Here is a 23073-nt window from a genome sequence, read left to right as displayed (position 1 = left end):
TTAAGCTGGTCTACCTGTTTTTTATAAATTACTTGGTTTTGTATTGGGTATACAGGATAATATACAAACAGCTAAGTTATTTTCAAAATTTAAGAGCTCTAGTCATGTTATATTCAACCTTAGCAATCACCAGTAGGAGCAGCATTTATGAAAACTGCTAGACGTGTAGCTGTTATAACTGGCGCAGCGAATGGGATTGGTTTGGCATTAACTCAACTTTGCCTGCAAAGAGGTATGAATGTAGTCATGGCTGATAATGACATATCGACTTTATGTGATCGTGTTGAGCAGTTAAGTGTTCAGGCTGAAACAGAAATTTTTGGTGTAACTTGTGATGTAACAAAGCCTGAAAATCTTAAGCATTTAGCGAAGCAAACTCTTGAGCGATTTGATCGAGTAGATTGGTTATTTAATAATGCTGGAATTTGTGGTCATCTTGAGCCTGTATGGGAGCTTACGAATGAGCATATTCGCAAAGTAATGGATGTTAATCTTTATGGCATTATCTATTCTATACAAGCTTTTCTACCGATGATGTTTAATCAAAACCATCGCTCTCATATTATTAATATGTCTAGTTTTTATGGGTTGTGTAGTGGTTCGCAAATGGCAGCCTATGCCATGTCAAAGCATGCATTACTTGCTCTTTCTGAGTCTCTTTATTTTGATTTAAAACGTTTAAATAAACCTGTGGATGTTTCTGTCGTTTGCCCGTCCTTTACCAACACGCAATTATTAGTTAATTCAACGCCTCTAAATGATAATAAGCTTCATGAAATGCTAAAAGATTTAATTGAGCGAAGCAGGCCTGCAGAGGATGTTGCCCAATATATTATTTATGAATTAGAAAAAAATACTTTTTATATATTGCCAGATAAGGAAGTAAAAGAATATTGTAAACAAAGAGTCGAGGCAATAATTAATCAAATGGAACCCCACCAACATAATATTGAAAAACTCATTGCCTCCTTAAGTGAACGAGCCCTTCGATTTAACTCTCATATTATATGAGCTAATAGTTAAATGTATTATCGACAAATTAACTTAAAAATTAAAATAATAGACCAATGCATTTATTAAGTAGTAGATCTTTTTTACCTTTATTCCTCACTCAATTTTTCGGAGCATTTAATGATAATGCTTTCAAATTAGCAATGCTAACATTGATTAGTTACCATTTGAGTACCTCACAAGCTAATTCTGAGCATTATCAATCAATTGCAGCTATTTTATTTACTTTACCTTTCTTTTTATTTTCAGCTATTGCTGGTCAATTAGCAGATACCTATGACAAAGCATTTTTGACTCGGGTAATTAAATTTATCGAGGTTATGTTAATGGGGATGGGAAGTATTGCTCTAACAAAAGGTAGTATTCCTTTTATGTTACTTACCTTAGCTGGACTTGGTATTCACTCTACGTTTTTTGGTCCCATTAAATATGCGATATTGCCTAATCATCTGCCAAGATCGCAATTATTAAGTGCAACAGGTTTTATTGAAGCGAGTACTTTTTTAGCTATTCTTACCGGTACTATTTTAGGTACTTTATCTATAGGAAATAAGAACCATGTGACATATGCTATTTTATTAATTAATTTAGCTTCCCTAAGCGGTCTTATAGCTAGTTTTTTTATTCTTCCGGCTCCACCTGCTCAGTTAAATTTAACGAAAATTGACTTAAATATTTGGCATTCAACAATTAAGATGCTTAAAAAGGTGATAAATAATAAACGTATCTACCCTGTAATATTATTAATTTCCTGGTTTTGGTTTATAGGTGCTGTTGTATTAACCAAACTACCCGATTACACTCATTATATTTTGCGTGCTGATACCACAGTATTTGCCATGTTCTTAGGAATATTTTCGATTGGTATTGCAGCAGGATCCTTATCTATTATCAAATTTTTGGCAGGCCAGATTACACTACGATATGTGCCTGTTGCGATGTTGTTTTTATCAATTTTTGCCCTAGATTTGTATCTAGCATCTCCTTCTACAAAACCCAGCGTGCCTTTAATTAATTTATTGCAGTTTCTTATAGTTTTAAAGTATTGGCGAATTACTATTGATTTTTTCCTTTTTTCATTTTGCGGAGGGTTATTTGTCGTACCCTTATATACGTATTTACAAGTGATAAGTGCGGAAAGCCAACGGGCACAAACGATTGCAGCAAATAATATTTATAATGCATTGGCAATGGTTTTAGGTGGTTTCATGGTGATGCTCATGCTCAAACTTAAGTTTCTGATTAAGGATGTCTTTTTAGCTATTGCATTAGCTAATATTATTGTTGCTATTGTATTAAATCGACTTTATAAAGTTAATCATTTAACCAGTCTTTAGCTGGTAAAAAATCTGTATAAAGCTTTGCTTCTGGGCTTCCTTTCTCGGGCTGCCAATTATAAATCCAGTTTACTTCAGGTGGGAGAGACATCAAGATGGATTCTGTTCGTCCCCCTGATTGTAAACCAAACAAAGTACCACGGTCATAAATTAGATTAAATTCAACATAGCGCCCACGACGATATAATTGGAACGCTTTTTCTTTTTCACCATAAGGTAAATCTTTCCGTTTCCTTACTATAGGTTCATAAGCTTGCATAAAATGATCACCAATACTTTGCATAAAAGCAAAACTGTGTTCGAAATTAACCTCGTTAAAGTCATCAAAAAACAAGCCGCCAATTCCACGGGCCTCTTGGCGATGCTTTAAAAAGAAATACTCATCACACCATTTTTTAAAAGTTGGATGAAGATGCTCACCAAATGGTAAGCATGCTTGTCTGGCAATTGAATGCCAGTGGCGACAGTCTTCATAAAATCCATAATAGGGCGTTAAATCAAAACCACCCCCAAACCACCAAATAGGCGGTAAGTCAGCTCTTTCTGCAGCAAAAAAACGAATATTGGCATGAGTAGTAGGCACATAAGGGTTTTCTGGATGTACTACGACAGAGACCCCCAAAGCATTAAAAGAACGACCAGCAAGTTCGGGACGCGATGCACTGGCACTAGGTGGCAATTGCTGGCCTAAAACATGGGAAAAATTAACACCCGCTTTAGCAAATAAATTCCCTTTTTCTAAAATACGGCTAATTCCTCCTCCACCCAGTTCTCTAGTCCAGATATCTTCCTGGAACTTTTTACCATCTAATCCGCTTAATGTTGAGCAAAGCGTTAGTTGTAGTTTAAGTAAATAGTCTTTAATTAAGTCAATAGCATTATCAGGTAAAAGTAAATTACTCACACAAAGGCTCTTAAGAGAGATAATTAGCTAATAATACTATATTTTGTCTGAAGAAATTAGGCTATTTAAGTGGAATGGCATTTTTCTCTAACCCTTTTTACTTAATTAAGGGTTGTTGAATACGAGAAATAGCGCATTTAATAAAAAATATAGCTGGCATAGCGATTGCATCTATAAATCCAAAGTGACCATTGGAGAGCACCTCGTGTTTGATTTAGATGGTTATTCCTATAAATATGACGATTTAAATCAATTAGACACGTCAACGTCTTCTAATGAAAATGACACAGCTTTTCTGCCTTATATTGATAAGACTTGGGCTTTATTAACCTGGTACCATCTTAATTACATCATTCCAGATTTTAGCAAGCGATTAACTTCTACTTTTCAGTCAAATCAAATTTTGCAAGCCTCAGCTTTAGTAGGGCGTAAAGTAATTATTGCTTCTAATTATTTATTAATCGATAAAGAAGATTCTTGCCGTATACTCGTTGAAGTAATTACCAAAATGAATAAGACTATCGTTTATATTTATGATTGCACTGACAGATTAATACGTAAACTTTTGCTAAGTGAACAACCAGCAGGTTTCTTAGAGTTTGAATGGGATTTATTAGATCATCAGGGTTTACGTATCCCGGCAGGTAAATATTCCATCCATGTGATTGGCTCCATTGCCAATAAGAAAATTGCCCTTAAAACACTGATTATTGCTAATGTAAATGGTGTTAATCTAGATTCAAAAGTCGGTGAAGTTAAGTTAAGTGTTGCCGGTATAGGTGAAATTGCTTTAGAACAGGTTGAATTTATTTCAAATTAATAAGCAATTGAAATTAATTAATTAATTAATTTCAATACTCAAGTCTTAAAGTCTAAAAAAATTTAAGCTAGTATAAACAACTTTTAAATAGCAGCGAGTGTTCATGGCAGAGCCGGTAATTAATTGCCCAAGTTGCAAAAGTGAAGTCAAGCTGACGGAGTCTTTAGCAGCACCTTTAGTGGAGTCAATCAAGAAACAATATCAATCAGAGCTCGCCGAAAAAGATTTAGAAATTGCCACAAAAGAAGAATTCTATAAAAAAAGAGAGGCAGAATTAAAAGAGGCTCAAAAAAAATTAAATGAACAAATAGAAGTTCAAGTTCAAGAGCAATTGCAAAAAGAGCGCTTAAATATTGCTGCTGAAGAAGCTAAAAAAGCAAAATATGCTTTAGGAAATGAATTAGAAAACAAAGCTAAGGAATTAGACGAATTAAAAGCTATTTTAGCAATACGTGATGAAAAACTAGCTACTGCACAAAAAAAACAAGCAGAATTACTCAGACAACAGCGAGAATTGGAAGATGCTAAACGCGAAATGGATTTAACCATCGAAAGAAGTATTCAGGAAGGCTTAGCGGAAATCCGAGTAAAAGCGAAGCGCGAAGCCGAAGACGCACTCCAGCTTAAGGTGCAAGAAAAGGAAGAAACTATTCAAGCGATGCAAAAGCAGATTGAGCAGTTAAAACAAAAAGCAGAACAAGGCTCGCAACAACTACAAGGGGAAGTACAAGAATTACTCTTAGAAAGGATGCTGCAAGCAAAGTTTCCTACTGATATTGTTGAGCCAGTGCCCAAAGGTGAGTTTGGGGGCGATATTTTGCAGCGTGTCTTTGCTTTAGGTGGCCCATGTTGCGGTACAATTTTATGGGAGTCAAAACGAACCAAGCATTGGAATGATCATTGGCTAGCCAAATTGCGTGATGATCAGCGAGCAGCTAAAGCTGATATTTGCGTCATAGTCAGTCAAGCTTTACCTTTACATGTTGAAACTTTTGAACAGATTGAAGGGGTTTGGGTAACGCATCCACGAGCTGCATTTCCGGTTGCCATGGTTTTAAGGCAAACATTGTTAGACATTGCCCTGGTACGTAAAACGTCTGAAGGTCAGCAAACGAAAACAGAACTTGTTTATCAATATTTAACAGGCCCTCGTTTTAAGCAACGTGTTGAAGCCATTGTAGAGGCTTTTTCTGCCATGCAATCAGATTTGGACAAAGAACGTAAAGTTATCCTTAAACAATGGGCTAAGCGTCATGAACAAATTGAACGTGTTATGCAAGCAACTGTTGGTATGTATGGCGATTTGCAGGGTATTGCTGGTAAATCCTTGCAAGAAATTGCCGGTTTGGAGTTAGCTGCTTTAGATAGTGATATCTCAGAGGAAGTAGTTATTTAGCCTAAATTATTTGCTGCGTAAAAATTATAAATTTCTACATTATTGCTTATTATTAAAACACATAAAAGTCGATAACGCACTAAATCAACCTGAATCCTAGCATTTTTTACTTTCTATACATTACATTTTTGTTGAAAAGAGCTTTCTAATTGCTTTATTTTGTCAAGCAAATAGTCAATGAGCTTCTCAGATGAATCTAGTTTTAAATGCCAATCTGCGTCAGGAACTAGTTGGCTAATTATGAAAAGTTCTTGTTTAGCACCCATATGATCTTTAATTGTATCCAGGTCATTAAAATCAATCAAATAAGCTTTAAAATCTCCCTCCGAATTTTCCTCAATTAAAATGTTATCAAGGTTAAAATCAGTATAAGTGAAACCTAGTTTATGAAATTTTTGAATGGCATAAGCGACACTGAGTAGCTGCTTACAGCGAATGAGCTGATTATCACTTAAACATTCACTTAAATTTTCGCCAGGTAAGCAAGGTAAAACTAATCGCAACTCGTCCTCTGTAAATAAGTATGCTTTATTATTAGGGTAAACTAAATTCCATCTTTCACATTCAAGTCTATAGCTTGCTTCCTGTGCTGTATTAATATGCTTAATTTGTTCTTGATTAAATTCACCGAACTTATCGAAATATTTTGGACGTTTAACAAGAAAAAATTTTTCTTTCTCCCTTCCAAAAAATCTATTATCAGCGCTGAAGCCAGCTGAAGGCTTGGCAATTGGAATATAAGTGCTGCCATGATCATCTTCAATAAATGACTGAACTCGAGATAATGATTTACATTTATATTGAAACATAGGTAACTACCTTAATTATTTTAAGATGAATTATTGTGTATAGGATTAATTTTATTTTTACTATCAATCACAGTTACATTTCTGTTAAATAAAAAATTATTTAAGAACGTGATTGCACTAATTTTTACATAATGTCATAAAATTATTCTATTTGTCAAATTATATATTTGTTAGAGTGACTTTTGATAATTAAGAGTACTAAATTTGCTAAATATAGTCGATTTTTATTAATTTATTGATTAATACTATTGTTGATAAAGGCTATGACAGTGTGGAGGTAAGAGGAACTATTCGCAAAAAATCATCCATTCCAGTTATTCCAAGAAAGTATAATTCTAAAATTGGCAATACAGATGTGGATTGGTGTTTTTATAAATTAGGCATTTAGTTGAAAATTTATTCGCTAGAATAAAACATTTTCGTGCAATTTCCACAAGGTTTGATAAATTAAAGCGAAATTATGCCTCTGTTGTGGCTATGCCCTGTGCATTTTTATGGCTACCTATGTAGCACTTCTTGGGGTATTATCTGGATGTTTGCCCAACATTCAGGGAAGTATGATGCATCCATCTTATGTTTATACTCTTGCAAGTAAGCGTAATGGTACGCTTTATTTAGGTTCTACGCCTGACATTATTAAACGAACGTTGGAGCACAAAAATAAAGTCATTCTTACTTCACTGCTAAGTATAACGTACCTATGCTTGTCTATTATGAAATGCACGAATTATATATTGAAGCAGCTCGTCGTGAAAAACGTTTTAAAAATTGGCCAAGACAATGAAAAATAAATTTAATTGAGAATGGCGTGCTCTGTATGAAGAAATTTGCCAATGACTTAGATCGCCTGGATGCCGCGGACACAAGCCGCGGCACGTAGGCGGAAGGAGAATGTCAACTGACCCTAATTTTGAAAAAATAAAATGTTTATAATGTCCTTTAATCTCAAAAGATACATCAAATTTATCTTTGGCCACATCAACATGTAATATGTAACTTCTAAATCATGCATATTCTTCTGAGCCTAAAGTCCAAATAAATGATTGTATATCGATGTAATCGCGAGGTTTTAGTGCTTTCAAATCACTTTTCAATAGTTTTGCAAAGTTCATTAAACTCTGATAGGTATGCCAGGTGGGATGAGAAACATATTCAAAATCATAATCATATTTTTCCGCCGCAACTCTTGTTACCATTGGTTTCAAATATATAAAATGTTTAGGATCTGCAATAAAACTAAATACTGTCACTAAAGGCCAAGTTAAAACCCGACTTTGTTTTCTTGGTAATAAAGAGAGAGTTTCGACAAAATTATTAAAACGTTCACTTTTCTTCCCATGGCCATATATTAAATTATATAAACTTTCTGAGAATTGTTTTGACGCTGAGCGGGTTTTCAAAGCATCGCGTATAGCCATCTTTTCAAAAGAAAATAACAAATGAGTTTTACCCTCTATTGATAAAGCGGTTTCTGCAATCTCTTTATATTTTTTATTTTCTAGTAAATGTGTAAATTGTTTTTTATTTAATAACTTTTGCCAAAGTAGATGTACATTCCATTTATAACCTCTTTCCCATGAGATATATTTAGGATCAGCAAAGCCCGAAGGAAAAAAACCTAAGAATTTTTTATAAGCATTTTTTCTCATATCTTTTGTTTGTTCCCTAATCATTTTCATCTCACTATCCAGTGACAATATTTTGATTATAGTCAAACGATTCAGATATACTCAGAAAGGGCTACAATTTTCTAAGCAATTTGCATCCTTATATGCATCCTGAGAATGTAATGTAAGTTGGGATTGTTAAGTGGCTCAGGGTGTCCTTATCGAGACATAGGTAACAAAATATTCCGGAGACATATGTTACACTCATAGGCATTTCAGGAGAAAGGAATGCCTTGGAAGGGGTGTAATAAAGTGGACGAAAAGATAAAATTTGTAGCAAGATTATTAGATGGTGAACAAATATCTTCTTTATGCCAAGAGTTCGGCATTTCCCGAAAGACAGGGTATAAGATATATGAGCGCTATAAACATAGTGGATTAGAAGGGCTAAGTGATCGCAGCAGAAAACCACATCGTTATGCTAACCAATTACCCTTTCAACTTGAAAAAGAGATACTGAAAGTTAAAAAAGAAAAGCCTAGCTGGGGAGCGCCAAAGATAAGGGAGAAGATACTAAGGCAATATCCTGATGTTAGACCACCAGCAATCAGTACAATACATACTATCTTAGATAGATATGGCCTTGTGGCCAAGCAGAAAAAGCGCCGCTATAAAGCACAAGGGACGAGTTTGTCTTATGCTAAGCAACCTAATCAACTATGGTGTGCAGATTATAAAGGCGAATTTCAATTAGGCAATAAACAGTATTGTTATCCATTAACCATTACCGATTTTAGTAGTCGTTATTTACTCGCTTGTGAAGGTTTAGCAACGACTAAAGAACACTATGCTATTACAGTCTTTGAGCGTGTTTTTAAAGAGTTTGGTTTACCTGATGGTATTCGTACTGATAATGGTATTCCTTTTTCTTCACCTAATGCTTTATTTGGCTTGAGTAAATTATCAGTTTGGTGGCTTCGATTAGGTATTAGCATTGAAGAGGATAAAACCTGGAAACCCTCAGCAAAACGGTCGTCATGAGCGTATGCATTTAACATTAAAAAAAGAAACAACTAAACCCTACAGGAGACAATTTCCTTCAGCAGCAAGAGAAGTTTGACCGCTTCATAGATGAATATAATAATGAACGTCCTCACCAAGCTCTTAAAATAAAGTATCCAGCCGAAGTGTATGAGCCCTCAACCAGGCCATATCAAGGTTTACCCGAAGTAGAGTACCCTTTTCATGATAAAACAATCACTGTCACTCAATGTGGTAGGCTTTGCTTAAAAGGCAAAAAGGTAAACCTCACAAGTGTACTTGCAGGACAAAATGTTGGCATTAAGGAGGTAGAAGATTATGTTTGGTTAGTTAGCTTTATGCAGTATGATTTAGGTTATTTTGATGAACAGACATGTAATTTGTAACCTTTACCCAACCCTTTTGGGCCTAAAGTGTTACCCATGTCCCCGGAATAAACCTGATTATATTGGCGTCCCGGAGAGGATTCGAACCTCCGACCTGCCCCTTAGGAGGGGGCTGCGCTATCCAGCTGTGCCACCGGGACTTAAGCTCAATATTGTGCAGTAAAATGATTTTACTATCCAGAATTATTTTTTACTGAAAAAGAAATATTATAATTCCTAATTTAAAAAGGATAACTTTCTCCATTCCAACCTATAAAATTAGTCATATCCTTATAGATACATAGACTAGGGGAGTTTAGTGTAAAAATCTTTCCAGAATGTATAAATAGTTTATTTAAATTTTCACTAATTTCCTGCAGTAAATTTTGTTTATGCACTATAGGAATATCTTTATATAGGTAACCAAAAGTGATATGAAACGGCCTATGTATATTGCTAATTAAATCGAATTGTTCAGCCATTTTGGTAATGAGCTCATCTTGGTTGGGAGATATACTAACGCGTAGATGAAAGGTTTCAGAAATACTTACTTCTTTCAAAGTGATTTGGAGGCAAAATTGATTTTCTTGCAAATAATTAAATAGCTTTTTAAAAAGAGGTATATAACTTACTAAAAATGCCTGCCAATCAGCATGCCCACATTCAGCCTGATTAAATAACCTTATTGTTGTCATATGATAACTTGGATAAGGAAGTGGCGTGTAGTATTGTTTTGCTAACATTGGTTGAGAGATAATTTAGTAAACTTTTTGCCAGAAAGTCTCATCTTTTTTATTTATTTTAGCAATAATGGTAATACCTGGATAATTACAATAACGCCCTTGAGCATCGATTTTTTCTAAATTCATTTTGTTAATTCCACTATAAATTATTAATTAAATGCTAGAAGTTTATTGGAAAGAGATCTATTGATAAATTCGATTTTTTTTAATGTATTGAATTACCGATGTAGGAAGATCAGCAGTTATTAAATTATCATTTTTAATTTGCGCACGAACTGTTGTTGAAGATAGGTTGTATAACCCTGCATTAAATTGATAAATTAAGCCATGGGCTCTTTTTTGCATATATTCTGCTTTCTGCGTTTCTCGCTCTTTTAATAAATCACGTATAAGTTGCGATTTCAATTGATAGTCTGGCCTTGAAATAACAAGAATATTAGCTAATTGTAAGAGTCGCTCCCACTGATGCCATTGGGGTAACGTTGCAAAAGCATCTACTCCCATAAGTAGTGAAATGGCTATAGTATTACCTAACTCAGAACGATAATCTTCTAAAGTAGTTACCATATAAGAAGGTGTTTCGCGATTTATTTCTCTTGTATCAATTTCAAAATTTAAATCTGATTTATTTGACTCCTTGATGGCGAGCTTTAGCATTTCTAAGCGTTGTGTTGTACTAGCTTGAGCATTGTTTTTTAAAACTGGCACCTTACATGGTAAAAAAATAAAACGATCAAAATGAAAAAAACTTTGTACATTGATCGCAGTATTTATATGGCCATTATGGATAGGATCAAATGTTCCGCCAAAAATAATTAAATTAGACAAAGCAAACCTACCTTTTTAGTTGTGCATAACGATAAAGTAATACCTTCTAAAAGTTGCCATACTTGCTTGCTTTGTGTTGTTTTTATTTGTATGTCAATGTGTTTACAATGCTGTAAAAGGCTACTTAAAAAACTAAAATCATAACGCTTTAAAGCTGCTTGATAAAGATTCAATTTAGTTGACCAGATTTTCAATTGATTTGCTGCATTTTGAAAGGATGCACCATTTTGAGTCAAATGATGAAGTTTCATTAATAGACGAATCTCTTGAGCTAGTAGCCATAAAATTAAGGTTGGCTCTGTTTTATTATGGTAGGTTTGTTTTAAGATTTGTATCGCTTTTGTGGCATCCCCTGCAAGGCACGTTTGAGCAAGTTCAAAAAGAGAATAATTGCTTTGATTATGTAAGTGATCTTTTATTTCGTCTAGTGTTAAAGATTGATGGGGCTCATGTATTAATTCTAATTTTTCTAAAAACTGCGCACAGGCAAATAAATTGCCTTCATTAAATTGATAAATTAAGGTTGCGATATGGGGGTCTGATAGCCCAAATTTTTGTAGGTGTTCATGCAACCACTTCTTAATAAGGGTAGTATTCGGCGTTATTACTTGAATAATTGAAACCAGTTCATGATTAAAGATAAATTGTAGCTGCTTAGGCGGTAGGTTTGGCGCCTTAAATATTAGTAAGCAGCTTGAATTGGGATTTTCTAAATAATTATTAAGAAAGCTTTTCCCAACACTCTCTAATAACTTTTTATCATAACGAACGTCAATTAAAGTTGTATTGGTAAATAAAGCATAACTGTTAGCTTTAGTTTCTAAATTTGTCCAATCTGTAGCGCTTTCAATAAAGACTGTTGTGTTTTCAATTTCATTATCGTGTTGTTTAAGCCAAGCTTGTTTAATTGCTTGGGTAAGCTGATTGATTTGAAAAAGTTCTTGTCCAAGAAGAAAAAATATTGCCGGTAATTTTTTTGGTAATTGCACAGTTAGACTATTGTACTTACTAAACATGTTTTTCCCATTACTAAACTAATGTAATAGATCACCTAACACCGTCAATTTAAGATTTTGTCATTTCCGCGTAGGCGGAAATCTATCTTAACATTTGCACTGTGCCTACCTAGAAATGGATTCCCGCCTGCGCGGGAAGGACAGAGTGGTTCTTGAGTTGACGCCATTAATAGATGACTCGCCGCGCCTAAAAACTTAATTTGGTGCATTTTGAGCTAAAATAATACTTCAATACTTATGTAGAAGGCTATACCGCGCTTTTTCAGTTTTATTGTAGCCCAAATTAGTCTCAAATCTAACTTTTCACCCAAATTCAGGTTATCCAACTGATGTATTACAAACTACCGTAAGTTTGGCCTAAAAGGGAGAAAATCCCTTAGTTGCCAAACAAGCATTATTCCGTAAAATACACAGCATTTAATATAGAAGTCAAAAAACAAGCAGATCAATCGCTTTAAATTGTTTAAAATTCTTTCTGAAATTTATCCATTTGTTCTTTTTATCTCACTAATTTTTAGTTTCGCCAATATTTATTTAATAATACTATTAATAATTAAATTTTTAGCTGGCTTAGCTGAAAAATAATTTGCCTTACAGCATCTTGGCGCATTTCATGATAAAGCATGGCTTCTTCCGAATCAGAGCCTAAGATACGATTATTATTAACAGTCAACTGACGACTTGCAGTCACAGTACGTGAAGTAACAACTTTTTCGCCGCTAGGTTTAAGCAATGAATACTGGGCTGTATAAATCAATAGATACTGCCTGGGTGTAGTGCTTGCACCAACGCCTGTAATTTGTTGTTGTGTTGCATCTCTCTCTAAAATTAATAAATAGCTGGCTTGGCTGGCGTTATCTGTGACATGGATCTTGTAGCCTTGTAAGCTATCTTTAAGCATAGGCCCTAAATCTTGATGAGCGCCCCGAATAAGAATAGCAACATTGTTAAGTGCAGATGGCATTTCAACATAACCACGTAGTTTAAAGCCACATCCAGCTATAAAAATGACAGATAGAAATAACACTAAACGTTTAATCATTATTTAACAACCAAATTGATGAGTTGACGGTGCGTAACAACAATAGCTTTTATAATCGTTTTTCCTACTATAAAGCTTTGTGATTGTTCTTTGGCAATTTCAATTAATTGGCTTTCGTCTGTCTCGGTAGCCACTGTAAATTGCGCTCTTAGTTTTCCATTTACTTGAACAACGAAAGTAATTTCATCGCTCTTCAAAGCATTTTTATCTACTCGGGGCCAGGGCGCGTCAATAATAATTTTATCATAGCCTAATTTAATCCAGAGATGATGACATAAGTGTGGAGTAATAGGTGCTAAAAGACGTAAAAGCACACTCATGGCATTATTTAGAAAAAAACGATCGTCATCTGTTTCGATAGCGTAATTAGATAATTCATTAAATAATTTCATGCAACCAGAAACAACGGTATTAAATTGTTGACGCTCATAATCGTGACTAGCTTGCGCTAGAATTTGATTGATATGACGATATGATTTTTTTAAACGTCCTTCTGCATGATCCCAATCAATATGGCCATTGCCACCATAAATAATATCATTGGTTTCCATAAATAATTGTCGGTGTTGATATCCAAAGGCCCATACCCGTTTTAAAAAGCGATGCGCGCCTTCGACAGCTGTATCAGACCATTCTAAAGATTGTTCTGGAGGTGCGGCAAACATAACAAATAATCTAGCAGTATCTGCACCATAGGTATCAATTAGATGATTTGGATCAACAACATTACCTAAAGATTTAGACATTTTATGTCCATCTTTGAGTACCATGCCTTGGGTTAAAAGACGTATAAATGGTTCATCAGAATTTACTAAGCCTTCATCACGCATGAGTTTGTGGAAAAACCGGGCATATAGTAAATGCATCACTGCGTGTTCAATACCACCAATATATTGATCAACAGGCGTCCAGTATTTAGCACGATCATCTAGCATAGCATTATCTTGCCCCTTACAAGCAAAGCGAGCGTAATACCAAGACGACTCTATAAAAGTATCAAAAGTATCAGTTTCCCTTGTAGCGTCTTGATCACATTTGGGGCAGCGAACATGGGTAAAAGCCATGGAGTTCGCTAACGGAGAGCCACTGCCTGTTAACTCAATATCATCAGGAAGGGTAACTGGCAAATCTTCTTCTGGCACTGGAACAATTCCACAGTCTTCGCAATGAATCATAGGAATAGGCGTTCCCCAATAGCGTTGACGTGAAATTCCCCAATCCCGTAAGCGATAATTAACGGTTAATCGACCTAAATCATGTTCTTCTAAATAATTTGCAATAACCTTGATTGCTTCACTTGACTCAAGTTCATTAAATTGTCCTGAATTAATAAGTTTACCTGCACCAGTAAAGGCTGACTTAGAAAAATCATGTTTTTCATTATTTAAGGGAGTAATAACCTGCTTAACGGGTAAATTATATTTAGCAGCAAATTCAAAATCACGTTGATCGTGAGCTGGAACAGCCATAACGGCGCCAGAGCCATATTGCATTAAAACAAAATTAGCTATCCAAATGGGTAATTCTTCATTGGTAATTGGATGAAGAGCAGTGAAATTTGTATCAATACCACGCTTTTCCATAGTGGCGAGATCTGCTTCTGCAACTCGTCCACATTGGCAACTATCAAGGAAGGATTGAATTTCTTTTGACTGACGAGCTGCTTCTTTAGCAAGTGGATGATCAGGGGCTATAGCTAAATAAGTTGCGCCTAACAGGGTATCGGGTCTTGTTGTATAGATTTTTAAACGTTTAGCATAATTGTTGACCTGAAAATGAATTTCGCAACCTTCAGAGCGGCCAATCCAGTTTCGTTGCATTTGTTTTACTTGAGCTGGCCATTCAGTTAATGTGTCTAAATCTCGCAATAATTCATCAGCATAAGCCGTAATTTTGATAAACCATTGAGGAATTTCTCGGCGTTCAACTAAAGCACCTGAGCGCCAACCACGACCGTCAACTACTTGTTCATTAGCCAGGACTGTTTGATCAACAGGATCCCAATTCACTACAGCATTTTTTTTATAAACTAATCCTTTTTCATATAATTTTATAAAAAACCACTGTTCCCAACGATAATAATCAGGATCACAAGTTGCTAATTCTCTTTTCCAATCGTAAGCATTACCTAGCTTTAAAAATTGTTCCTTCATTGAAGAAATATTTTTTTTAGTCCATTCAGCTGGATGAATACCATGTTTAATTGCTGCGTTCTCAGCAGGGAGGCCAAATGCATCCCAGCCAATAGGTTGAAGGACATTTTTGCCTAAGGCGCGTTGATATCGGGCAATAACATCTCCCAAAGTATAGTTACGAACATGGCCCATATGAAGTGTGCCACTCGGATAGGGAAACATGGATAAGCAATAGAATTTTTCTTTATTTAAGTCTTCAGTGACACTAAAACTCTGTTTTTTATGCCAATATTGCTGTGCCTGTTCTTCAATTTCTTGCGGTTTATAGCTGGTATCCATAGTATATACGTTATATTCAACTGGGCTGGTAAGGATAGCGCCTCTTGTGCTTTGCAGCAATAGTTTGATTAGAGAGTTTAACAAACAAAAGTTGATAAGTAGTAAAGAAAAGAAAAATTAATAGACTAAAAACAAGCATAGGTGCATCACCTAAAATCACCCAAGGCGTTTTTCCACTAGCGGGAAAAACCGTTGCTTTTAATATGCCATCACGAAAAGCCGGTAAAGAATTTTCAATTTTTCCTTGGGAATTAATCACAGCTGACAAGCCATCATTATTAGATGATATCTGATAGCGAGCTGTTTGCATTGAGCGAACTTGGGCCATTTGTAAATGTTGGTAAAGTGCAAATGAATGACCAAACCAGCCATCATCACTAATGGAGACTATCCATTTGGCATCAGGTAATTGTTCACGTAGCAAATTACCATAAGCAATCTCATAACAAATTAAGGTAGCAATAGGGTAATTATGTACTTGTATTAATGACTGATTAGTAAATCCTGGTTTCATATTTGGATCTTCGATACCTAACCAAGAAGTTATAAGTTGAAATGTACTTGGAATATACTCACCAAATGGAACTAAATGCTGCTTCAGATAAGTACCTTTAGCAGCTCCTAGACTTGTTAATGCATTAAAAAAGGTATTTTGATCAATGGTAGTGGGCTGAGGTATACCGAGTAAAATAGCGCTTCCTTTTTCTTTAGCTTTTTCATCTAAGTCTTCTAAAAATTCACTAATGTAGGTCGCGGGTAGTGGAATGGCTGATTCTGGCATAACAATGACGTCAGTTCCTAACAAGGATTTAGCAGCTTGCTGATAACGATCTAAAAGCTGCCAAAATAGCCCTTCATCCCATTTATCACGCATAGATAAATTAGCCTGTATAACACCCACTGAAACCGGTTGTTTGTCATCAATATGCGCCCAGCTAATATTTTTCAATAAAATTGGAGAAGCTAATAGAGTAATGAACAGAAATAGGTAATTATAACGATAAATGCTATCTTTTTTATTTATCGTATTACTTATTAAAGTTGCAGCAAAACAGGAAATGAAACTTACACCAAAAACACCTAGAATTGGTAAAAAGAAGCGTGTAGGTGCATCAATTTGGCCAAAGCCTATAAGTAACCAAGGAAAACCACTTAAAAAGGTTGCACGTAGATACTCACCTATTAGCCAAAGTGCACTAAAGAGTAGACTAGCGCCTATTGTATAAGGTTTAAATACAAAGCGGCGAAATAAGCTAGCAACTAATGCAGGAAAACAAGAGAGATAAAGTAAAAAAAGAAAAGTAAGTAAACCTGATGTAATAGTATTTAGATGACCATAGTTATGAATACTCACATAAACCCAGGAAGTTCCAAACCCAAAGAAGCCAAGTCCAAAAAATAAGCCACTTAAAAAAGGCGAGGTTTCTTTTTTATTATTTAACTGGTGATAGAAAAGTGCGAGACCCAAAAGAGCTAACCCTGGTAGATGAAAAGGCGCAAATCCAAAGGGTAGTAATAGACCAAACAAGAAATATTGAAGATAAGGAATACGCTCTAAAGCACGTGTTGATAAAAGCTCAAATTTATTTACAGACGCACTTATCATTGTATTAAGCAAATACTATAAAAAAAGTAACAATATGATACTAACCTTAAAAGGTCAAGAATTTTACAAGTTAAGAATTATCTAAATTAGAAGTGGAGTGCCGGACTGGGACTGCCCATTACCTCTTCTAATTTATTTAATACTTCTTCTGCATTAGACTGAAAGCGGATTTCGCGATAATCAGAGCCCATATATTCATTTTGCGCTATTACTTCTAATTTATATTTCCCTTCCGTATCTCTAACCCATTTAATATCCAAACTAGAGAATTGAATTTTTTCTAAATTTGAGAAATCTTGTTCTGAAAATTTTGGAGATATATCACTTTCTTTGAATTTCTCTATAAATTTATTGATTAATTTAGCTTTCATAACTTCTCGTCTTAGATCAGTTATCTTTGCTAACATCAGCTCTTGTTGAAGGTCTTGGTTAATTCTACCTGGAGAGATAGCCTCTTTGAACAAGCCTTGATTTTTCAAGATTGCTCCCATCACTATCTCTTTTAAGGAAGGAACATCTTTCTCTTCTGATGCATCACCACTATCAGTTGGCATAACTTAACCATTCTCATAAAGCCATACTTCAAGTATAGAAAATATTAAAATTATTTATAAAATTGGTTTTGTAAAAACAGATCATCTATTGCATTAAAAATAGTAATGTATTTGATTTTAAAGATAAAATTTCAATTTTATGTCAAAGGGTTCTATTTATAATCTTTAACACTAGTTCAAGAAAATCAATTTTTAGTGTAGGATGACTCGTCGTTTTACCATGGAGAAGGAAAGTATGTATAACGTTATGATTACAGGAGCAGGCAAGATTGGCAGTTTAATCGCATGTTTGCTAGCCGGTAGTGGTGATTATGAGGTGCATTTAGCTGATTTGGAGTTTTCAGGAACCGATGTAAGTCGATTGCTTCAAGCTTTACCTAATATCAAAACGGTTGCTCTTGATGTCACTAATGAAGGTTCAATTAAATCTTATCTACAAAAAAATAATATTATCGCGGTTATTTCAAGCCTTCCTTACTTTCTTAATACCTATGTTGCTGAGGCAGCAAAATCATCTAAAGCTCACTATTTTGACTTAACAGAAGATACTGCCGTAACTGAGGCTGTTAAAAAGATAGCAGAGGGGGCGTCTACGGCTTTAGTGCCTCAATGCGGGTTGGCGCCTGGATTTATTAGTATTGCTGCTAACAGTTTAATGCAAGAATTTGAACAATGTTTTCACGCTAAGCTTCGCGTAGGTGCATTACCACAACGCGCTAATAATGCACTTCACTATTCCTTAACTTGGTCAACTGATGGCGTTATTAATGAATATGGTAATCCTTGTTATGGTATTGAACAAGGCGAGTCTATTGTTATGAAGCCTTTAGAAGGTTTAGAGTCTATCCAAATTGATGGTTGTGAGTATGAAGCTTTTAATACTTCAGGTGGTTTAGGTAGCTTAGGTGAATTGTATAATGGAAAAGTTAAAACCTTAAATTATAAAACGATGCGCTACCCCGGTCATTGCGAAAAAATGCGTCTTTTAATGAATGATCTAAAATTAAATGAAGACCGTGAAACATTAAAACGTATCCTTGAGCGAGCTATTCCAAAAACCTACCAAGATATTGTCATTGTTTACGTTACAGTTGAAGGTATTAAACAGGGTGAGCTTACTGAAAAAAGTTATGTTAAGAAAATTTACCCAGAAGTGATTCATGGCCTTGAGTGGTCTGCTATCCAAGTAAGTACTGCATCTGGGGTCTGTGCAGTTGTTGATTTGGTTTTAGGGCAGGCAAATGAATATCATGGCTTAGTATTGCAAGAAAAATTCCGTTTAGCTGATGTTTTAGCAAACCGTTTTGGCCAATATTACGCCTAGGAGTGAAGTATGGATTTTCTTAAGCATTTAAAAATTGAAGCGTTAAACCCAGGTGCTTTTAGCGGGTTAGGCTGGCAAAGTGAGATTAATTCAAATAGGTTTGACTCTATAAGTCCTGCGACTGAAGGGAAATTGGGCGAAGTAGCAGGTTGTTCGGAAGAGGATTATAACACTTTAATGAAGCGAGCAGAGAAAGCGGCTATAGAGTGGCAGCGCTATCCTGCGCCAAAACGAGGTGAAATTATCCGTCAAGTGGGGCAAGCTTTACGGGAACATAAAGATTGGTTAGGCAGTCTCGTTTCTTTAGAAATGGGGAAATCGAAGCAAGAAGGTGATGGCGAAGTTCAAGAAATGATTGATATCGCTGATTTTGCCGTTGGTCAATCAAGAATGCTTTATGGAAACACTATGCATTCTGAGCGTCCTAATCATCGAATGTATGAACAATGGCATCCTTATGGTGTTATTGGTGTAATTTCAGCATTTAATTTTCCAGTAGCTGTCTGGTCTTGGAATGCTTTCCTTGCGGCTATTTGCGGTAATGTCACTATTTGGAAGCCATCTGCTAAAACGCCACTTTGTGCCATTGCAGCGCATAAAATTTGTAGTGAAGTTTTAGCAAGAAATAATTGTCCAGAAATTTTTGGCTTGCTCATTCCGCATTCACATGATGTCGTAGAAAAAATGGTTGATGATGCTCGTATGCCCTTAATTTCTTTTACAGGATCGACTGAAGTAGGTAGGCAAGTTGCAGCGAAGGTAGCAGGTCGGTTAGGAAAAACGATTCTAGAACTTGGAGGCAATAACGCCATCATTTTAGATGAGTCAGCTGATCTTAATTTAGCTATACCTGCTATTGTTTTCGGCGCCGTAGGGACCGCAGGTCAACGGTGTACCTCAACAAGACGTTTATTTGTCCATCAATCGATGTATAGTGATGTCGTAAAAAGATTGCAACATGCCTATGAGCAAGTAACGATTGGTGATCCGCTTGATGTTAAAAACTTGATGGGTCCTCTCATTGATAAACAAGCTGTTGAGCAATTTACCAAAGCTATTGATCGTATTAAATCGGCTGGGGGAAAAATAGCATTTGGTGGTGAGGCGTTGGCTAATAAAGGTTATTTTGTCCAACCAACTTTAGTGACTGATATTGAAAACAGTTGGGATATAGTGCAGCAAGAAACATTTGCGCCAATTTTGTATGTAATGCCCTATAATAATATAGAAGAGGCAATTAACTTTCAAAATGGTGTTCCTCAAGGTTTGTCATCTGCTTTATTTACCCAGAATCTTAAAAATGCGGAGCGTTTTCTAAGCCCCTTTGGTAGTGATTGTGGAATTGCAAATATCAACATTGGTACTTCAGGTGCTGAGATTGGTGGTGCCTTCGGTGGTGAAAAAGATACGGGCGGTGGCCGTGAATCAGGTTCAGATTCTTGGAAGGCTTATATGCGTAGACAAACGAATACAATTAATTGGGGAGACGATTTGCCATTAGCGCAAGGTATTCGCTTTAATTTAGGTTAATTGCTTAATATTTAACCTCAATTTTATTTTCATCCCCGCATAGGCGGGGAGCCACGGTTGATTGGGTATAGTACTAATTTGAACATAGATTCCCGCCTACGCGGGAATGACAAGAAATAAGATCCGGAAAAGACAAGAATAGAATGCGGAAATGAGAAAATTGAGAATGATTAACCCAATTTTTATGTCGTGCAAATAGTATTACTATAACGCTCAGTACCATAGAAATAGAAGAGCAAATATAAAAACTTGATAAATCTCTATCAAATTTACTTTAACTAAGGATGAATCATGCAGGAGCCTTTTTTAATTAAAAAAGTTGCGGTTCTTGGCGCAGGGGTGATGGGTTCGCAAATTGCTGCTCATTGTATTAATGCAGGTATTGAAACCTTACTATTTGATTTAGCTGACAAAGAAGGTAACAGTAACGCCCTGGTTGAAAAAGCAATTGCAAATTTAAATAAATTAAAACCAACGCCAGTAGCGACAACAACGACAGCCTCTTTAATACAGCCCAAAAATTATACGGAAAACTTAAAGGAGCTTGCGGATTGTGATTTAATCATTGAAGCGATTGCTGAGCGCATGGATTGGAAAGAAGATCTTTATAAGCGTATTGCTCCTTTTGTTAATGAGCAGGCTATTTTAGTAAGCAATACATCTGGTTTAAGTATCAACAAGCTATCTAGTGTGTTACCGGAATCATTATATAATCGATTTTGCGGAGTCCACTTTTTTAATCCACCACGCTATATGCATCTTGCCGAACTAATTCCAGCAAAAAGCACATCGATTAAGCTATTAGCGAACTTAGAATCTTGGTTAACGAGTTATTTAGGTAAAGGTGTTGTTATTGCTAAAGATACGCCTAATTTTATTGCCAATAGAATTGGGGTATTTTCCTTATTGGCAACTTTAGAGCATGCCCAAACTATGCAGCTCGGTTTAGATGAAGTAGATGCGCTAACGGGTATATTAATTGGCCGGCCTAAATCCGCTACGTTGAGAACCATGGACGTTGTTGGATTAGATACCATGCAACACGTCGTTCATACAATGTATGAACACTTACCAGATGATCCTTGGCATGATTTATTTAAATTACCTGATTGGTTAAATAACTTAATTGAACAAAAACACCTGGGGCAAAAAACAGGACAAGGAATTTATCGCAAAGCTGGAAAGACGATTGAAGTTTATGATTATTTAAGTGATTCTTATCGAGTTGCTAATGGGCAAGTTAGTCCGGAAATAAAATCAATTATGGCTATTAAAGAGCCTGATAAGTGGATGGATGCTTTAATTGCTTCTAATGATAAACAAGCAAAATTCCTTGTTGCATGTTTTAGAGATTTATTTCATTACTGTGCCTTTCATTTAGAGCATATAGCTAACAGTGTTCGTGATATTGATCTCGCTATGCGCTGGGGCTTTGGTTGGCGTAATGGTCCTTTTGAGACTTGGCAACAGGTTGGCATTGAGCGTATGCAACAGTTAATAGAAACTGATAAAGCCAATAATCAAAACCTAAGTCAGGCAAACTTACCAAAATGGCTAGACGAGCGTCCTGCTTTCTATAATAACGAAGGCGCTTTTTCTCCTAAAGAAAATCATTTTATACCCCGAAGTTCCTTGCCAGTTTATAAAAAACAATTTTTTTCTAATCAACTTATTGGTGAAAAAAATATTAAGCTTGAAAGCTTATATGAAAATGAGGGTGTTAAATTATATCGCTTTAAAGATGATGTTGGCTTACTGTCTTTTAAAAGTAAAGCAAACACGATTGGTCAGTCTGTGCTTGACGGTTTACATCAAGCCGTCGATATTGTTGAGCGTCAATGTCAAGGTTTAATCATTTATCAAAATAGCTCAGAAAACTTTAGTTCGGGTGCCGATTTACGTGGTGTCGCATCATTAGTGCAAGCTGGAAAAATTGCCGCTGTAGAAGAAATGATAGAATCCTTTCAACGGGCTGTCATGCGCTTAAAATATTGCTCAGTGCCTACCATTGCGGCGTTACGAGGACGTGCTCTAGGCGGTGGTTGTGAGCTTATGATGCATTGTCATAGAATTATTGCCGCATTTGAGTCTTATCCAGGACTTGTTGAAGTTGGGGTTGGGCTTATTCCTGCCGGTGGCGGCTGTAAAGAATTGGCGCTCCGAGCAGCTTTTGCTGCAGGTAAAGCTGATTTAATGACCTTTATTCAACCTTATTTTGAGCAAACGGCAACAGCGACAGTTGCAAGTAGTGCACCTGATGCGTTAGAGAAAGGATTTTTGCAACCAGGCGACTTTTGGGTTATGCACAGTGAAGAAGTCCTTTATGCAGCTTTAGCTGAGATAAAAGCCCTTGCAGCAAGAAATTATCAAGCACCCCTTAAACGACAATTTAAAGTAGCAGGGAGAGAAGGGCATGCTAAATTAGAAGCAGGCTTGGTAAATTGGTTGGAAGGCGGTTTTATTTCTCAGCATGATTATTATTTAGCTAATCTACTTGCCGAGGTAATGTGTGGCGGCGATGTGTATCAAGGTACAATAGTTGATGAGCAATGGTTACTTAATTTAGAAAGAAGAGCTTTCATTGAGCTCTTAGAAACACCATTGACCCAGGCGCGTATTGCTCATCTACTCGAAACTGGCAAGCCACTACGTAATTAATCAAGGAG

General features: G+C 35.8%; 20 protein-coding genes, 1 tRNA gene and 3 pseudogenes. 13 read left to right on the top strand and 11 right to left on the bottom strand.

Annotation, left to right across the window (positions count from 1 at the left end; all coding sequences use genetic code 11):
• Positions 1 to 147 precede the first annotated feature (147 nt).
• Both E1P04_RS04605 and E1P04_RS04600 read left to right on the top strand, forming a co-directional pair.
• Positions 148 to 1011 carry an SDR family NAD(P)-dependent oxidoreductase gene (locus tag E1P04_RS04605; protein ID WP_131781748.1) on the top strand — a complete coding sequence of 288 codons (864 nt, stop codon included), beginning with the start codon at positions 148 to 150 and terminating at the stop codon, positions 1009 to 1011.
• Positions 1012 to 1067: 56 nt separating this feature from the next.
• Positions 1068 to 2348: an MFS transporter gene (locus E1P04_RS04600; RefSeq protein WP_131781747.1), complete on the top strand. Its 1281-nt coding sequence runs from the start codon at positions 1068 to 1070 to the stop codon at positions 2346 to 2348.
• Here E1P04_RS04600 and hemF read toward each other — a convergent pair.
• On the bottom strand, positions 2326 to 3252 hold the full coding sequence (gene hemF / locus E1P04_RS04595; protein ID WP_242604384.1) for an oxygen-dependent coproporphyrinogen oxidase: 927 nt from the start codon (positions 3250 to 3252) through the stop codon (positions 2326 to 2328). The genes E1P04_RS04600 and hemF overlap by 23 nt on opposite strands.
• 205 nt (positions 3253 to 3457) lie before the next feature.
• Here hemF and E1P04_RS04590 point away from each other — a divergent pair, with 205 nt between their 5' ends.
• Both E1P04_RS04590 and E1P04_RS04585 read left to right on the top strand, forming a co-directional pair.
• Positions 3458 to 4072 carry an FLgD tudor-like domain-containing protein gene (locus tag E1P04_RS04590; protein ID WP_165482674.1) on the top strand — a complete coding sequence of 205 codons (615 nt, stop codon included), beginning with the start codon at positions 3458 to 3460 and terminating at the stop codon, positions 4070 to 4072.
• 103 nt (positions 4073 to 4175) lie between these two features.
• Positions 4176 to 5468 carry a DUF2130 domain-containing protein gene (locus tag E1P04_RS04585; protein WP_131781744.1) on the top strand — a complete coding sequence of 431 codons (1293 nt, stop codon included), beginning with the start codon at positions 4176 to 4178 and terminating at the stop codon, positions 5466 to 5468.
• A gap of 113 nt (positions 5469 to 5581) precedes the next feature.
• Here the strand turns inward: E1P04_RS04585 and E1P04_RS04580 are convergent, their stop codons facing one another.
• Positions 5582 to 6277 carry a lipopolysaccharide kinase InaA family protein gene (locus E1P04_RS04580; RefSeq protein ID WP_131781743.1) on the bottom strand — a complete coding sequence of 232 codons (696 nt, stop codon included), beginning with the start codon at positions 6275 to 6277 and terminating at the stop codon, positions 5582 to 5584.
• Positions 6278 to 6521: 244 nt separating this feature from the next.
• Between E1P04_RS04580 and E1P04_RS04575 the strand changes: the two are divergent.
• Positions 6522 to 6787 (top strand): annotated as a pseudogene (locus tag E1P04_RS04575) (transposase); the annotation flags it as partial.
• A 50-nt stretch (positions 6788 to 6837) separates the two neighbouring features.
• Positions 6838 to 7058 (top strand): annotated as a pseudogene (locus tag E1P04_RS18000) (GIY-YIG nuclease family protein); the annotation flags it as partial.
• A gap of 223 nt (positions 7059 to 7281) precedes the next feature.
• Here the strand turns inward: E1P04_RS18000 and E1P04_RS04565 are convergent.
• Positions 7282 to 7950 (bottom strand): hypothetical protein, encoded by a 669-nt coding sequence (locus tag E1P04_RS04565; protein WP_131781742.1) that lies wholly within the window; start codon positions 7948 to 7950, stop codon positions 7282 to 7284.
• A gap of 222 nt (positions 7951 to 8172) precedes the next feature.
• Here E1P04_RS04565 and E1P04_RS04560 point away from each other — a divergent pair, with 222 nt between their 5' ends.
• From E1P04_RS04560 to E1P04_RS17990, 4 genes and pseudogenes are all read left to right on the top strand, one after another.
• Positions 8173 to 8925 carry a helix-turn-helix domain-containing protein gene (locus tag E1P04_RS04560; RefSeq protein ID WP_242604383.1) on the top strand — a complete coding sequence of 251 codons (753 nt, stop codon included), beginning with the start codon at positions 8173 to 8175 and terminating at the stop codon, positions 8923 to 8925.
• A 4-nt stretch (positions 8926 to 8929) separates the two neighbouring features.
• The gene (locus E1P04_RS18355) at positions 8930 to 9004 is read left to right on the top strand and encodes a hypothetical protein (protein WP_427853176.1); all 75 of its coding nucleotides are present in this window, start codon (positions 8930 to 8932) and stop codon (positions 9002 to 9004) included.
• Positions 8997 to 9050, top strand: a pseudogene (locus tag E1P04_RS18515) (hypothetical protein); the annotation flags it as partial. The gene E1P04_RS18355 and the pseudogene E1P04_RS18515, both read left to right, overlap by 8 nt.
• A 21-nt stretch (positions 9051 to 9071) precedes the next feature.
• Positions 9072 to 9311: a hypothetical protein gene (locus E1P04_RS17990; protein WP_242604381.1), complete on the top strand. Its 240-nt coding sequence runs from the start codon at positions 9072 to 9074 to the stop codon at positions 9309 to 9311.
• A gap of 63 nt (positions 9312 to 9374) precedes the next feature.
• On the opposite strand, the gene E1P04_RS04555 is transcribed toward E1P04_RS17990, so the two are convergent.
• The 8 genes from E1P04_RS04555 to E1P04_RS04520 all read right to left on the bottom strand — a co-directional run bounded on the left by E1P04_RS04555 (position 9375) and on the right by E1P04_RS04520 (position 17553).
• Positions 9375 to 9451, bottom strand: a tRNA-Arg gene (locus tag E1P04_RS04555).
• Positions 9452 to 9532: 81 nt separating this feature from the next.
• A complete protein-coding gene (locus tag E1P04_RS04550) occupies positions 9533 to 10033 on the bottom strand; it encodes a hypothetical protein (RefSeq protein WP_131781741.1) in 501 nt (166 codons plus the stop codon).
• Positions 10034 to 10216: 183 nt separating this feature from the next.
• A complete protein-coding gene (nadD, locus tag E1P04_RS04545; protein WP_131781740.1) occupies positions 10217 to 10861 on the bottom strand; it encodes a nicotinate-nucleotide adenylyltransferase in 645 nt (214 codons plus the stop codon).
• Entirely contained in the window at positions 10849 to 11877 is a 1029-nt protein-coding gene (gene holA / locus E1P04_RS04540; protein WP_131781739.1) for a DNA polymerase III subunit delta, read from the bottom strand. The genes nadD and holA overlap by 13 nt, the downstream gene beginning before the upstream one ends.
• A gap of 553 nt (positions 11878 to 12430) precedes the next feature.
• Positions 12431 to 12919, bottom strand: a complete 489-nt coding sequence (locus E1P04_RS04535) for an LPS-assembly lipoprotein LptE (RefSeq protein WP_131781738.1) — start codon at positions 12917 to 12919, stop codon at positions 12431 to 12433.
• Positions 12919 to 15393, bottom strand: coding sequence for a leucine--tRNA ligase (gene leuS / locus E1P04_RS04530; protein ID WP_131781737.1), 2475 nt, complete (start codon positions 15391 to 15393; stop codon positions 12919 to 12921). Before leuS ends, E1P04_RS04535 begins: the two co-directional genes overlap by 1 nt.
• A gap of 16 nt (positions 15394 to 15409) precedes the next feature.
• Positions 15410 to 16999 carry an apolipoprotein N-acyltransferase gene (gene lnt, locus E1P04_RS04525; protein ID WP_131781736.1) on the bottom strand — a complete coding sequence of 530 codons (1590 nt, stop codon included), beginning with the start codon at positions 16997 to 16999 and terminating at the stop codon, positions 15410 to 15412.
• Between the two features lie 86 nt (positions 17000 to 17085).
• Entirely contained in the window at positions 17086 to 17553 is a 468-nt protein-coding gene (locus E1P04_RS04520) for a hypothetical protein (protein ID WP_131781735.1), read from the bottom strand.
• Between the two features lie 235 nt (positions 17554 to 17788).
• On the opposite strand from E1P04_RS04520, the gene E1P04_RS04515 reads away from it, so the two are divergent.
• The 3 genes from E1P04_RS04515 to E1P04_RS04505 all read left to right on the top strand — a co-directional run bounded on the left by E1P04_RS04515 (position 17789) and on the right by E1P04_RS04505 (position 23065).
• A complete protein-coding gene (locus tag E1P04_RS04515) occupies positions 17789 to 18877 on the top strand; it encodes a saccharopine dehydrogenase C-terminal domain-containing protein (protein ID WP_131781885.1) in 1089 nt (362 codons plus the stop codon).
• A 9-nt stretch (positions 18878 to 18886) separates the two neighbouring features.
• Entirely contained in the window at positions 18887 to 20407 is a 1521-nt protein-coding gene (amaB, locus tag E1P04_RS04510) for an L-piperidine-6-carboxylate dehydrogenase (protein ID WP_131781734.1), read from the top strand.
• A 291-nt stretch (positions 20408 to 20698) separates the two neighbouring features.
• Positions 20699 to 23065 carry a 3-hydroxyacyl-CoA dehydrogenase/enoyl-CoA hydratase family protein gene (locus E1P04_RS04505; RefSeq protein WP_131781733.1) on the top strand — a complete coding sequence of 789 codons (2367 nt, stop codon included), beginning with the start codon at positions 20699 to 20701 and terminating at the stop codon, positions 23063 to 23065.
• Positions 23066 to 23073 lie beyond the last annotated feature (8 nt).

The organism is Legionella gresilensis (assembly GCF_900639865.1).
Lineage (GTDB): Bacteria > Pseudomonadota > Gammaproteobacteria > Legionellales > Legionellaceae > Legionella_C > Legionella_C gresilensis.
Note: the sequence above shows the minus strand (reverse complement) of the source record. Positions and strands in the feature narration are given on the sequence as shown.

Excerpts from the sequence above, each read along its gene's own strand:
- holA (WP_131781739.1), bottom strand. The coding sequence starts at position 11,877 with ATGTTTAGTAAGTACAATAGTCTAACTGTGCAATTACCAAAAAAATTA.
- E1P04_RS04535 (WP_131781738.1), bottom strand. The coding sequence starts at position 12,919 with ATGATTAAACGTTTAGTGTTATTTCTATCTGTCATTTTTATAGCTGGA.
- lnt (WP_131781736.1), bottom strand. The coding sequence starts at position 16,999 with ATGATAAGTGCGTCTGTAAATAAATTTGAGCTTTTATCAACACGTGCT.
- E1P04_RS04520 (WP_131781735.1), bottom strand. The coding sequence starts at position 17,553 with ATGCCAACTGATAGTGGTGATGCATCAGAAGAGAAAGATGTTCCTTCC.
- E1P04_RS04550 (WP_131781741.1), bottom strand. The coding sequence starts at position 10,033 with ATGTTAGCAAAACAATACTACACGCCACTTCCTTATCCAAGTTATCAT.
- E1P04_RS04560 (WP_242604383.1), top strand. The coding sequence starts at position 8,173 with ATGCCTTGGAAGGGGTGTAATAAAGTGGACGAAAAGATAAAATTTGTA.
- E1P04_RS04515 (WP_131781885.1), top strand. The coding sequence starts at position 17,789 with ATGTATAACGTTATGATTACAGGAGCAGGCAAGATTGGCAGTTTAATC.
- leuS (WP_131781737.1), bottom strand. The coding sequence starts at position 15,393 with ATGGATACCAGCTATAAACCGCAAGAAATTGAAGAACAGGCACAGCAA.
- E1P04_RS04580 (WP_131781743.1), bottom strand. The coding sequence starts at position 6,277 with ATGTTTCAATATAAATGTAAATCATTATCTCGAGTTCAGTCATTTATT.
- E1P04_RS04605 (WP_131781748.1), top strand. The coding sequence starts at position 148 with ATGAAAACTGCTAGACGTGTAGCTGTTATAACTGGCGCAGCGAATGGG.
- E1P04_RS04600 (WP_131781747.1), top strand. The coding sequence starts at position 1,068 with ATGCATTTATTAAGTAGTAGATCTTTTTTACCTTTATTCCTCACTCAA.
- E1P04_RS04505 (WP_131781733.1), top strand. The coding sequence starts at position 20,699 with ATGCAGGAGCCTTTTTTAATTAAAAAAGTTGCGGTTCTTGGCGCAGGG.
- E1P04_RS04585 (WP_131781744.1), top strand. The coding sequence starts at position 4,176 with ATGGCAGAGCCGGTAATTAATTGCCCAAGTTGCAAAAGTGAAGTCAAG.
- amaB (WP_131781734.1), top strand. The coding sequence starts at position 18,887 with ATGGATTTTCTTAAGCATTTAAAAATTGAAGCGTTAAACCCAGGTGCT.
- E1P04_RS04565 (WP_131781742.1), bottom strand. The coding sequence starts at position 7,950 with ATGATTAGGGAACAAACAAAAGATATGAGAAAAAATGCTTATAAAAAA.